At 22.9% G+C, this 11,673-nt stretch carries 19 protein-coding genes and 1 pseudogene; 10 read left to right on the top strand and 10 right to left on the bottom strand.

Annotated features, from left to right (window positions below; all coding sequences use genetic code 4):
- The first annotated feature begins 27 nt into the window (after nucleotides 1-27).
- Entirely contained in the window at nucleotides 28-270 is a 243-nt protein-coding gene (locus AAHM78_RS16145; RefSeq protein WP_342253879.1) for a hypothetical protein, read from the top strand.
- Nucleotides 271-599: 329 nt separating this feature from the next.
- Here AAHM78_RS16145 and AAHM78_RS16140 read toward each other — a convergent pair whose 3' ends face one another.
- The 3 genes and pseudogenes from AAHM78_RS16140 to AAHM78_RS16130 all read right to left on the bottom strand — a co-directional run.
- A complete protein-coding gene (locus AAHM78_RS16140; RefSeq protein ID WP_342253878.1) occupies nucleotides 600-848 on the bottom strand; it encodes a hypothetical protein in 249 nt (82 codons plus the stop codon).
- Nucleotides 811-1,362, bottom strand: coding sequence for an IS1/IS1595 family N-terminal zinc-binding domain-containing protein (locus tag AAHM78_RS16135; RefSeq protein ID WP_342253877.1), 552 nt, complete (start codon nucleotides 1,360-1,362; stop codon nucleotides 811-813). Before AAHM78_RS16135 ends, AAHM78_RS16140 begins: the two co-directional genes overlap by 38 nt.
- 79 nt (nucleotides 1,363-1,441) lie before the next feature.
- Nucleotides 1,442-1,873, bottom strand: a pseudogene (locus tag AAHM78_RS16130) (transposase); the annotation flags it as partial.
- A gap of 290 nt (nucleotides 1,874-2,163) precedes the next feature.
- Between AAHM78_RS16130 and AAHM78_RS16125 the strand changes: the two are divergent.
- From AAHM78_RS16125 to AAHM78_RS16100, 6 genes are all read left to right on the top strand, one after another.
- Nucleotides 2,164-2,574 (top strand): transposase family protein, encoded by a 411-nt coding sequence (locus AAHM78_RS16125; protein WP_342253623.1) that lies wholly within the window; start codon nucleotides 2,164-2,166, stop codon nucleotides 2,572-2,574.
- A gap of 118 nt (nucleotides 2,575-2,692) precedes the next feature.
- Complete coding sequence (locus AAHM78_RS16120; protein ID WP_342253875.1) at nucleotides 2,693-3,409, top strand: IS1595 family transposase; 717 nt, start codon at nucleotides 2,693-2,695, stop codon at nucleotides 3,407-3,409.
- A 150-nt stretch (nucleotides 3,410-3,559) separates the two neighbouring features.
- Entirely contained in the window at nucleotides 3,560-3,934 is a 375-nt protein-coding gene (locus AAHM78_RS16115) for a transposase family protein (RefSeq protein WP_342255226.1), read from the top strand.
- Entirely contained in the window at nucleotides 3,921-4,253 is a 333-nt protein-coding gene (locus tag AAHM78_RS16110) for a hypothetical protein (protein WP_342253021.1), read from the top strand. The genes AAHM78_RS16115 and AAHM78_RS16110 overlap by 14 nt, the downstream gene beginning before the upstream one ends.
- A 60-nt stretch (nucleotides 4,254-4,313) precedes the next feature.
- Nucleotides 4,314-4,520 (top strand): hypothetical protein, encoded by a 207-nt coding sequence (locus tag AAHM78_RS16105; protein WP_342253874.1) that lies wholly within the window; start codon nucleotides 4,314-4,316, stop codon nucleotides 4,518-4,520.
- A 330-nt stretch (nucleotides 4,521-4,850) separates the two neighbouring features.
- Nucleotides 4,851-5,066: a hypothetical protein gene (locus tag AAHM78_RS16100; protein WP_342253019.1), complete on the top strand. Its 216-nt coding sequence runs from the start codon at nucleotides 4,851-4,853 to the stop codon at nucleotides 5,064-5,066.
- A 354-nt stretch (nucleotides 5,067-5,420) separates the two neighbouring features.
- On the opposite strand, the gene AAHM78_RS16095 is transcribed toward AAHM78_RS16100, so the two are convergent.
- From AAHM78_RS16095 to AAHM78_RS17350, 7 genes are all read right to left on the bottom strand, one after another.
- Complete coding sequence (locus tag AAHM78_RS16095; protein WP_342253873.1) at nucleotides 5,421-5,912, bottom strand: UPF0236 family transposase-like protein; 492 nt, start codon at nucleotides 5,910-5,912, stop codon at nucleotides 5,421-5,423.
- Between the two features lie 78 nt (nucleotides 5,913-5,990).
- The gene (locus AAHM78_RS16090) at nucleotides 5,991-6,251 is read right to left on the bottom strand and encodes a hypothetical protein (protein WP_342253872.1); all 261 of its coding nucleotides are present in this window, start codon (nucleotides 6,249-6,251) and stop codon (nucleotides 5,991-5,993) included.
- Nucleotides 6,252-6,299: 48 nt separating this feature from the next.
- Nucleotides 6,300-6,950, bottom strand: coding sequence for an IS1/IS1595 family N-terminal zinc-binding domain-containing protein (locus AAHM78_RS16085; RefSeq protein ID WP_342253871.1), 651 nt, complete (start codon nucleotides 6,948-6,950; stop codon nucleotides 6,300-6,302).
- Between the two features lie 74 nt (nucleotides 6,951-7,024).
- Nucleotides 7,025-7,153 (bottom strand): hypothetical protein, encoded by a 129-nt coding sequence (locus tag AAHM78_RS16080; RefSeq protein ID WP_342253870.1) that lies wholly within the window; start codon nucleotides 7,151-7,153, stop codon nucleotides 7,025-7,027.
- 146 nt (nucleotides 7,154-7,299) lie between these two features.
- Nucleotides 7,300-7,578, bottom strand: a complete 279-nt coding sequence (locus tag AAHM78_RS16075; protein WP_425289820.1) for a transposase family protein — start codon at nucleotides 7,576-7,578, stop codon at nucleotides 7,300-7,302.
- Nucleotides 7,579-7,663: 85 nt separating this feature from the next.
- A complete protein-coding gene (locus tag AAHM78_RS16070; RefSeq protein ID WP_342253869.1) occupies nucleotides 7,664-8,623 on the bottom strand; it encodes an IS1595 family transposase in 960 nt (319 codons plus the stop codon).
- Between the two features lie 43 nt (nucleotides 8,624-8,666).
- A complete protein-coding gene (locus tag AAHM78_RS17350) occupies nucleotides 8,667-8,804 on the bottom strand; it encodes a hypothetical protein (protein ID WP_425289819.1) in 138 nt (45 codons plus the stop codon).
- Between the two features lie 193 nt (nucleotides 8,805-8,997).
- Here AAHM78_RS17350 and AAHM78_RS16065 point away from each other — a divergent pair, with 193 nt between their 5' ends.
- From AAHM78_RS16065 to AAHM78_RS16055, 3 genes are all read left to right on the top strand, one after another.
- Nucleotides 8,998-9,639 (top strand): transposase, encoded by a 642-nt coding sequence (locus tag AAHM78_RS16065; protein ID WP_342253868.1) that lies wholly within the window; start codon nucleotides 8,998-9,000, stop codon nucleotides 9,637-9,639.
- A gap of 102 nt (nucleotides 9,640-9,741) precedes the next feature.
- Nucleotides 9,742-10,617, top strand: coding sequence for an IS30 family transposase (locus tag AAHM78_RS16060; protein WP_342253867.1), 876 nt, complete (start codon nucleotides 9,742-9,744; stop codon nucleotides 10,615-10,617).
- Between the two features lie 43 nt (nucleotides 10,618-10,660).
- Nucleotides 10,661-11,620 (top strand): IS1595 family transposase, encoded by a 960-nt coding sequence (locus tag AAHM78_RS16055; protein ID WP_342252992.1) that lies wholly within the window; start codon nucleotides 10,661-10,663, stop codon nucleotides 11,618-11,620.
- Nucleotides 11,621-11,673: the final 53 nt, after the last annotated feature.

Raw genomic sequence — 11,673 nt, 5'->3', positions numbered from 1 at the left:
ATAAAATATTGAAAGGGAATAGGAAAAATGAGTAGAAATATAGCAGAAGCAATTGAAAATTTAGTTAATTCAAAAATAGTAGAAGAGTGATTTTTTCTTTTTGAACAAAAACTCGAAAAAGAAGAATTAAGAAATTCAGAATATATGAAGTTACACAGTAAAGAAATATTTTTTGAATATATGTTTCTTGATGAATATAAAAAACTTGATGAAATTGAAAAAGCAGAAAACCTGAGTTGTAAATATAAATGGGACAGTTTTTTAAAATAATTGTATTAAATCTATTGGTCTTTTATAAGAGAGCGATTTTCTTTTAATTTTCAAAAAAACTCTTGATGAAATAAAAAAAATCATCAACCTGGCCTAAAATTTGATTTTATTTAATTTTGGGATTTATTTTTTTTACAAACTGAAATATAATGCTTCAGATTTTGCATAAGGTGATATTTCATAATGTTGGTATTTAAATTTTCATAAATTGAGGTAATTTCGAATATTGGTAAATCCAATGCCGTGATAATGAGTAATAAATTCTTTTAAACTTGATTGTATTTTACTGATATTACTTAAATTTTTATAATTTAATTCTTTATTTTTTTTTATTTAAATTTCTTGAGAGTACATTTTGTTTGTTTAGCTACTGTATCATATAGTATTTGCATATCACAAACTATAATTGATTTTTCTTCGATAAGCTTAGATGTTAAATTTTCTTGTACTCATTTTTTTGTTAATCTTTTAGTATTTGTTGTTTGAGCATAAATATTTTTATTTTCATCAATTGCCATTTCAATACAACAGTTTAAATCTTTAGCCTTTTCTTCAATTCATTTTTTTTCTTGGATCATCTGGATTTTTGAAATTTCCTTTATGAATTTCTTTGATAAAAGTTTCATCAATTTCAATTCTACCTTTTAATTTTGTGAATGGTTTTTGTGTTTTTGCTAATTGTGATGATTTCATAAATTTTTGACGATTAAATCATGCTGATGTTTTTGAAATTTTAGCAAATTGAGAAATAGTATAAGCAGATTGACCTAACAATGACAATCAAATTATTCAATCTCATTGTTCATGAGATAAATGACTTCAATGTAAAAAATGATTTCTTAAAGCATCAAAGCTACTTTTACAATCTTTGCATAAATATTTTTGCTTATTATTCTTAAAACCATTTTTTACACATCAATAAGATTTACAATTTGGACATTGAATTCCTTTTTCTTTAAATTTTTTATCAATTGCATCTAATTTTTCTTTTTTCTCAATTTGTTTAATTCTATTTTTAAAATGTCTAATAATTTTTATAAATTCTTCATCTTTTTTGTTTTTTAAAACATCAATTAATTCATTATTAGTCACAAAAAATCACCCCTGATATAAAAATATTACTTTTAATTTTAAATTAAAAGTAATATCAAGATTTTTTGTGAAAATTAAAACTAATATCTGCACCATGATATAACTCTTGCAACTGCATTCTAATGTCAGATACTGTCATACCTTTTGCATATAGTGAAAGAACTTGTTGATCAAAACCATCAAATCTTCTTTGTCTTTTTGGCACTATTACAGGAGTAAAATTACTATTACGATCTCGTGGTACATCAATTTCAATTTTACCTTCTTGAGTTATTAATTTTTTTGAAGTTATGCCATTACGAGCATTTTCGCTATTACTATGTTGATTTTTTTCATATCCTAAATAATTTTGCATTTCAGAATTCAACATTTTTTCCACTAATCTTTTTGTTAATTCTTTATATAAACCTCCTTCTTTAAAAACTGTTGTTAAATCTTCAGTATTTTCTAGTAATAAATCTACTGCTTGTGATATTGGATCATTATTATTAATGTTTTGTTTTTTAACCATTTGTAACTCACTCTTTCTAGTCATTTAATTATATTTACTAGAATTAATTAAACATATTTATTTTTGTAAGTTACACAGATTACTAAACATTACCAAATAAAAAACTACTTAATTAATTTTAAGTAGTTTTTTATTTTTATAATCCGCATTTAGATTGAATACCACAATTATTGCAAGTATAACAACCAGCGCTAAAGACAAGGACTCCTTCTTTACACACTAGACTTGGTGCAAAACCTTTAATTTTAAAAATTTAACGATTATTATTAATATTAAAGGTGATAGTTATTATGTTGAAAAAATATAAAGATGATCAAGAATTTTATAGTTTAGTCGGCATAAAGCCACAAACATTTTATAAAATGCTTGAAATTTTAAAAATTGCTGAGTCTAAACAAAAATATTATGGTGGTAGAAAAAATAAAATTGTAATTGAAGAGCGTTTATTAATGACTTTAGAATATTGAAAAGACTATAGTAGTTATAGAGTTATTGCAAAAAGATATAATATTAGTCATACTAGTTGCATTCGTAATATTTTTTGAATTGAAAATATTTTAATAAAAAGCGGAATTTTTAATTTACCTTGAAAAAAAGATTTAACAAAAAATAAAGGTACTAATAATAATTTGTTAGCTATTGATGCCACTGAAACTCCAATTGAAAGAATTAAAAAAGGAAATTATCCCCACATGTACTAGTGTGGAGGAAAAAATGAATTGAAATGAATTCAATAGCATATTTCAAACTGAAAACGATTGTTTGAAATATATAGCGAAGTTGAAAATAATGAAATGCATCAGGTGTGCTTCTTCTAGTTTGAATACTTCTGATTTGAGAAGAATACGATGTTTGAACTGTAACCAAACATTTAGTATTCTTTATGGAACCATTTTTTATAAGTCACAGACCCAAATGACATCTTGGTTTTATCTCATCTTTAGATGAATAAACACAAAGCATGGCATACCAGCAACCGATGTTGCAAGGGAATTGGGTGTGACCTATAAAACAGATTGAAGAATGTGTCATGAAATCAGGACTAGAATTGGAAATCAAGATGCAGTTTTCATTGTTGATGGCACAGCACAGATGGATGAAATGTATCTTTCACATTTAGGTTTTAAAAAACAAGGAAGATCCTTGTTGAATAAAACTTTGATTGTTGGAGTTTATGAGAAAACCAACAACAAACTAATTGTGAAGGTGCTGAAAAATGCAGATGAAAAAAACCTTTTAAGATTTGCATTGAAACACATTTTTACTGAGTGCTGTCTATTTACGGATTCTTGGAAGGGATATGTAAGTTTCAAAAACTTCTATCCCAAACATGAAATCGTAAATCATGAAGTTGGGTATGTGTCACCAACAGGTGTAAACACAAACCAGATTGAATCAGCATGAAAGCACATACGACGAACTTTCCGAACACACATAAGAGTTTCAAAGCACAATATTCATTTATATGCAAAAGAATCAGCATATAAATTCAATAACATACCTAGTTTTGAAACTGTAATTTTGTGTTTGATTTAAATACATGCGGGGATAATTTCCTAGGTAGGCTTTTATCTCCATTTATGTGATAAAATTTAAAAATAGTACATAAAGGGATAAAAGCCTTAAAAAAAACTAAAATTACTTTTTTCAGGTAAAAAGAAACATCATTCTCTCAAATCCCAAATAATTATTGATATTTCCAATGGAAAAATTATTTCAAATGCTTTTTGTTTTGGAAGCATTCATGATTTTAAATTGCTTCTAAAATCTAAAACTTTTATTCATCCAGAAAAACAAGTTTTTGTTGATTCAGGTTATCAAGGTATACAAAATATTCATAAAAATACATTTTTGCCATTTAAAAAAAGTAAATACAATCAATTAACACCAATTCAAAAAGAATACAATAAAACTTTAAGTAAAATTAGAATTAAAATTGAACACGTATTTGCTAAACTAAAACGTTTTAAAATTTTAAGTTTAAAATATCGCAATAAAATACGAAGATTTGCATTAAGATTTAATTTAATAACAGGAATATATAATTTTGAATTACCTTAGTTTTGCACCAAGTCTATTAAAAGAAGAAGCAATAAAAAAGAGAGAACTTTTATTACGAAACATGAAATTAGATGCAAAATTTCAAAAGCAAGAACAACAATTAAAAGAATTGAGTATTCAAAATAATTCAGTCGATGATATTCTTACAAAAGAATTAGCAAACACATTATCTACTGTTCCTATGACTTTTGCTACTTTAAATAACGGTAATCCTGTTTCTCAAGATGTAATAAATGCTGCTAATTTAATGTCTATAAGTCCATCTTCAAAACCTGTTGCTGATAAACAAGAAAACCAAAAACCTCTTATTTCTATGTAATATCATATACATTAATGAAACAAATAATAAAATCAGATATAGTTTAAAGGAGGATTACTTATGCATTTTGATCCTATCGAAGACTTGTTTAATGATTTAGGTTCACAGTTTCAGTCTTTTGGAAATGATACTGAAACTTTCTTTAATAATTTTGGTGATAATATAAGTTCAGAATTTGAAGTATTTACAAAAGATTTAAATACTAATTTTCAATCTTTTAGCAATAATGCAAGTAATGTCTTTAATGATCTAGGTAAGGAGTTTTAATCTCTGGGTAATGAAATTACTGAAGGTTTTCAAATTGTTAGTAATGATGTAGATTTTTTTTTAATGATCTAGGTAAGGAGTTTCAATCTCTGAGTAATGAAATTAGTGAAGGTTTTCAAACATTTGTTCATAATTTTGAAACCGCCTTTAAAGATTTTGGTAATAATATAAAAACTTTTTTTAATAATATTGGTAATAATATTGAATCATTTTATAACGGTATTACTTCATTTTTTTTAGGAATTGAAAATTTAATTAAAATTATGCCCTATGCAATTAGTGGAGTAATTGGATCAGATAGCATTTAAGATTTATAAAGCAAGAAAGTCAATGTTAAAAAATGAAAGAATAAGAAAAATATATAAAATTTGTAAAAATCAAGAACTAAATAATGATATTAAAAATGTTAATTTTGATAAATTAAAACCAGTAGTAAATAATACAAAACTTACAACAAGTAAATCAAAAAAGTTTACTAAAAAAATTTGGGACGGTAACAAAAACGGATGATATAATTACTTTTTAAACATTTCTTTAAAATTATAAACAAGAAATAATTGTAATTATATGCAATTTTAAATACATCTTACTACTAAATTAAATGAATTACAATTAAAATACAAATATTAAAAAAATGAAAAATAAAATTAATATTTATACACAACAAAAATTCTTATTAAATTAAAATTTAATAAGTTTTTAAAATTTTAATAAAAAAATTAATTAAGTTATGTTTTTAAATTTATTTTATTACATTTAAAAATAACCATTTTAATATAAATATTTATGTTATAAGTTCTATTACCAAGCATTTCTTTTAAAATATGTCAAATATTACCTTCTGTAAAACAACCTATATTCCACTTTGCACCTTGATTTTCAATACCTTGTTTATTATTTTTAAAATAAATATTGTTTTTTTAATTTTTTATGGTTTTTTAATATTTCATTCATATATTTTATTAACTCATCATATTGACCATTTTCAATAAAATTTCTACAAATCTTATATTCATATCAATATTTTCGTTTATTTCCAGCGATTATTCCAACATATCATTTTTTAACTAAATGGAATTTATCTAAAACAAAATTTGCACCTAAATAATCAGCAACTTCTTTAATTCATCCTGCACTATCTCCACAAATAATAATTTTTGCTTGGTCAAAATTTTCAAAAAATCTATTTCCTTGTTCTTTGATAAATTCAGCAGTTTTTTTAACACCAATTGCTGTTTTTGTTGGTCTTATTATTATATCTGCTCTTTTATTAACTAATTTATGATTAACATTATCTGTACAAAATAATACCAAACGCATTGAATATTTACCAGAATTGCGTTTAAATTTTCAAAATTTTCGATGTCCATCATCAATACTTTTAATTTTCAAAAAAACTCTTGATGAAATAAAAAAAATCATCAACCTGGCCTAAAATTTGATTTTATTTAATTTTGGTATTTATTTTTTTTACAAACTGAAATATAATGCTTCAGATTTTGCATAAGGTGATATTTTATAATGTTGGTATTTAAATTTTCATAAATTGAGGTAATTTTGAATATTGGTAAATCCAATGCCATGATAATGAGTAATAAATTCTTTTAAACTTGATTGTATTTTACTGATATTACTTAAATTTTTATAATTTAATTCTTTATTTTCTTTTGATTTAAATTTCTTGAGAGTACATTTTGTTTGTTTAGCTACTTTATCATATAGTATTTGCATATCACAAACTATAATTGATTTTTCTTCGATAAGCTTAGATGTTAAATTTTATTGTACTCATTTTTTTGTTAATCTTTTAGTATTTGTTGTTTGAGCATAAATATTTTTATTTTCATCAATTGCCATTTCAATACAACAGTTTAAATCTTTAGCATTTTCTTCAATTCATTTTTTTCTTGGATCATCTGGATTTTTGAAATTTCCTTTATGAATTTCTTTGATAAAAGTTTCATCAATTTCAATTCTACCTTTTAATTTTGTGAATGGTTTTTGTGTTTTTGCTAATTGTGATGATTTCATAAATTTTTGACGATTAAATCATGCTGATGTTTTTGAAATTTTAGCAAATTGAGAAATAGTATAAGCAGATTGACCTAACAATGACAATCAAATTATTCAATCTCATTGTTCATGAGATAAATGACTTCAATGTAAAAAATGATTTCTTAAAGCATCAAAGCTACTTTTACAATCTTTGCATAAATATTTTTGCTTATTGTTCTTAAAACCATTTTTTACACATCAATAAGATTTACAATTTGGACATTGAATTCCTTTTTCTTTAAATTTTTTATCAATTGCATCTAATTTTTCTTTTTTCTCAATTTGTTTAATTCTATTTTTAAAATGTCTAATAATTTTTATAAATTCTTCATCTTTTTTGTTTTTTAAAACATCAATTAATTCATTATTAGTCACAAAAAATCACCCCTGATATAAAAATATTACTTTTAATTTAAAATTAAAAGTAATATCAAGATTTTTTGTGAAAATTAAAAATCAATACTAATATAAATAAATTGATTTGGTTCTAATTTTATTTTAGGAACATCTAATTTATTAACTTGATATTCTTGAAATAATCTACTAATACTTGTTGTACTAAATTTTGTTTGCTTCATAGTATGTAAAATATCAACATATCTTTTTCCGTCAGCAAAATGTTCAACAACATTATTTTTGATATCCTGACAAGTTCTTTTATATTTAGGTAATTCTAATTCTTCATCTAATAAACAAACTCTTACTCATTAGACTTGGTGCAAAACTAAGGTAATTCAAAATTATATATTCCTGCTATTAAATTAAATCTTAATGCAAATCTTCGTATTTTATTGCGATATTTTAAACTTAAAATTTTAAAACGTTTTAGTTTAGCAAATACGTGTTCAATTTTAATTCTAATTTTACTTAAAGTTTTATTGTATTCTTTTTGAATTGGTGTTAATTGATTGTATTTACTTTTTTTAAATGGCAAAAATTTATTTTTATGAATATTTTGTATACCTTGATAACCCGAATCAACAAAAACTTGTTTTTCTTTTAATTTTCAAAAAAACTCTTGATGAAATAAAAAAAATCATCAACCTGGCCTAAAATTTGATTTTATTTAATTTTGGGATTTATTTTTTTTACAAACTGAAATATAATGCTTCAGATTTTGCATAAGGTGATATTTTATAATGTTGGTATTTAAATTTTCATAAATTGAGGTAATTTTGAATATTGGTAAATCCAATGCCATGATAATGAGTAATAAATTCTTTTAAAATTGATTGTATTTTACTGATATTACTTAAATTTTTATAATTTAATTCTTTATTTTCTTTTGATTTAAATTTCTTGAGAGTACATTTTGTTTGTTTAGCTACTGTATCATATAGTATTTGCATATCACAAACTATAATTGATTTTTCTTCGATAAGCTTAGATGTTAAATTTTCTTGTACTCATTTTTTTGTTAATCTTTTAGTATTTGTTGTTTGAGCATAAATATTTTTATTTTCATCAATTGCCATTTCAATACAACAGTTTAAATCTTTAGCATTTTCTTCAATTCATTTTTTTCTTGGATCATCTGGATTTTTGAAATTTCCTTTGTGAATTTCTTTGATAAAAGTTTCATCAATTTCAATTCTACCTTTTAATTTTGTGAATGGTTTTTGTGTTTTTGCTAATTGTGATGATTTCATAAATTTTTGACGATTAAATCATGCTGATGTTTTTGAAATTTTAGCAAATTGAGAAATAGTATAAGCAGATTGACCTAACAATGACAATCAAATTATTCAATCTCATTGTTCATGAGATAAATGACTTCAATGTAAAAAATGATTTCTTAAAGCATCAAAGCTACTTTTACAATCTTTGCATAAATATTTTTGCTTATTATTCTTAAAACCATTTTTTACACATAAATAAGATTTACAATTTGGACATTGAATTCCTTTTTCTTTAAATTTTTTATCAATTGCATCTAATTTTTCTTTTTTCTCAATTTGTTTAATTCTATTTTTAAAATGTCTAATAATTTTTATAAATTCTTCATCTTTTTTGTTTTTTAAAACATCAATTAATTCATTATTAGTCACAAAAAATCACCCCTGATATAAAAATATTACTTTTAATTTAAAATTAAAAGTAATATCAAGATTTTTTGTGAAAATTAAAATGTTTTTCTGGATGAATAAAAGTTTTAGATTTTAGAAGCAATTTAAAATCATGAATGCTTCCAAAACAAAAAGCATTTGAAATAATTTTTCCATTGGAAATATCAATAATTATTTGGGATTTGAGAGAATGATGTTTCTTTTTACCTGAAAAAAGTAATTTTAGTTTTTTTTAAGGCTTTTATCCCTAATATTTATGCAAAGATTGTAAAAGTAGCTTTGATGCTTTAAGAAATCATTTTTTACATCGAAGTCATTTATCTCATGAACAATGAGATTGAATAATTTGATTGTCATTGTTAGGTCAATCTGCTTATACTATTTCTCAATTTGCTAAAATTTCAAAAACATCAGCATGATTTAATCGTCAAAAATTTATGAAATCATCACAATTAGCAAAAAAACAAAAACCATTCACAAAATTAAAAGGTAGAATTGAAATTGATGAAACTTTTATCAAAGAAATTCATAAAGGAAATTTCAAAAATACAGATGATCCAAGAAAAAAATGAATTGAAGAAAATGCTAAAGATTTAAACTGTTGTATTGAAATGGCAATTGATGAAAATAAAAATATTTATGCTCAAACAACAAATACTAAAAGATTAACAAAAAAATGAGTACAAGAAAATTTAACATCTAAGCTTATCGAAGAAAAATCAATTATAGTTTGTGATATGCAAATACTATATGATACAGTAGCTAAACAAACAAAATGTACTCTCAAGAAATTTAAATCAAAAGAAAATAAAGAATTAAATTATAAAAATTTAAGTAATATCAGTAAAATACAATCAAGTTTAAAAGAATTTATTACTCATTATCATGGCATTGGATTTACCAATATTCAAAATTACCTCAATTTATGAAAATTTAAATACCAACATTATAAAATATCACCTTATGCAAAATCTGAAGCATTATATTTCAGTTTGTAAAAAAATAAATCCCAAAATTAAATAAAATCAAATTTTAGGCCAGGTTGATGATTTTTTTTATTTCATCAAGAGTTTTTTTGAAAATTAAAAGGAATTAGCGCAATGTATAAGTATCTGAGTATTGAATCAATAATAGCAATAAAAGAATATAAAAATTATGGATTTTCGATTCGTAAAATAGCAAAAATTGTTGATTATAGTAAATCAACTGTACATAGAGTTTGTAGATTATTAAATAAAAACTTATTGCCATTAGAAATATTGAATCAATTTCAAAAAAATAAACAAAATGCAGGCAGAAAATTAATAATTTTAACTTTAACAGAAATTAATAGTATTAATCATTTGTTAATTACTAAAAAGTATGCTCTTGATATAATTGCTAACTTTTTAAAGGAAAATAAAATAAAAAGTATTTCAACAAAAACTTTATATAACATGTTTAAAACAAATCGAATGGGTTTTGATGAAAATAACTTATTGAGAAAAGGCAAAAATAAATCTCACAAACAAAAAGAAACTAGGGGCAAAATTAATAATTGTAAGTCTATTCATGAAAGAAATTTAATCATTCCTAATATTAAAAATATACAAGAATTTGGTCATTTAGAAGGTGATACTATCATTGGCAAAGATCATAAAAGTTCTATTATTACTTTTGCTGATATATGATCAAAAACCACAATTTCTTTAGTAACTAAAAATCATAAATCAGAAAATATTACAAAAAGTATAATAAAATTTATTTCAAAGTTACAAAAAGGAACGGTTAAAACCATTACTTTTGATCGTGGTAAAGAATTTAGTAAATGAAGATTAATCGAAAAAATTTGTAATGTCAAAATTTATTTTGCAGATCCTGGTAAACCTTGCCAAAGGGGTTTAAATGAAAATAATAATGGTATTTTAAGAAGATATTTACCAAAATCTACAGATCTATCTTTTAATTTTCACAAAAAATCTTGATATTACTTTTAATTTTAAATTAAAAGTAATATTTTTATATCAGGGGTGATTTTTTGTGACTAATAATGAATTAATTGATGTTTTAAAAAACAAAAAAGATGAAGAATTTATAAAAATTATTAGACATTTTAAAAATAGAATTAAACAAATTGAGAAAAAAGAAAAATTAGATGCAATTGATAAAAAATTTAAAGAAAAAGGAATTCAATGTCCAAATTGTAAATCTTATTGATGTGTAAAAAATGGTTTTAAGAATAATAAGCAAAAATATTTATGCAAAGATTGTAAAAGTAGCTTTGATGCTTTAAGAAATCATTTTTTACATTGAAGTCATTTATCTCATGAACAATGAGATTGAATAATTTGATTGTCATTGTTAGGTCAATCTGCTTATACTATTTCTCAATTTGCTAAAATTTCAAAAACATCAGCATGATTTAATCGTCAAAAATTTATGAAATCATCACAATTAGCAAAAACACAAAAACCATTCACAAAATTAAAAGGTAGAATTGAAATTGATGAAACTTTTATCAAAGAAATTCATAAAGGAAATTTCAAAAATCCAGATGATCCAAGAAAAAAATGAATTGAAGAAAATGCTAAAGATTTAAACTGTTGTATTGAAATGGCAATTGATGAAAATAAAAATATTTATGCTCAAACAACAAATACTAAAAGATTAACAAAAAAATGAGTACAAGAAAATTTAACATCTAATCTTATCGAAGAAAAATCAATTATAGTTTGTGATATGCAAATACTATATGATACAGTAGCTAAACAAACAAAATGTACTCTCAAGAAATTTAAATCAAAAGAAAATAAAGAATTAAATTATAAAAATTTAAGTAATATCAGTAAAATACAATCAAGTTTAAAAGAATTTATTACTCATTATCATGGCATTGGATTTACCAATATTCAAAATTACCTCAATTTATGAAAATTTAAATACCAACATTATAAAATATCACCTTATGCAAAATCTGAAGCATTATATTTCAGTTTGTAAAAAAAATAAATCCCAAAATTAAATAAAATCAAATTTTAGGCCAGGTTGATGAT

The organism is Spiroplasma endosymbiont of Zeiraphera isertana, from assembly GCF_964030805.1.
Classification (GTDB): Bacteria; Bacillota_I; Bacilli_A; order Mycoplasmatales; family VBWQ01; genus Spiroplasma_E.
The sequence above is the reverse complement of the archived record's forward strand: the minus strand, read 5'-3'. Positions and strand labels throughout refer to the sequence as shown.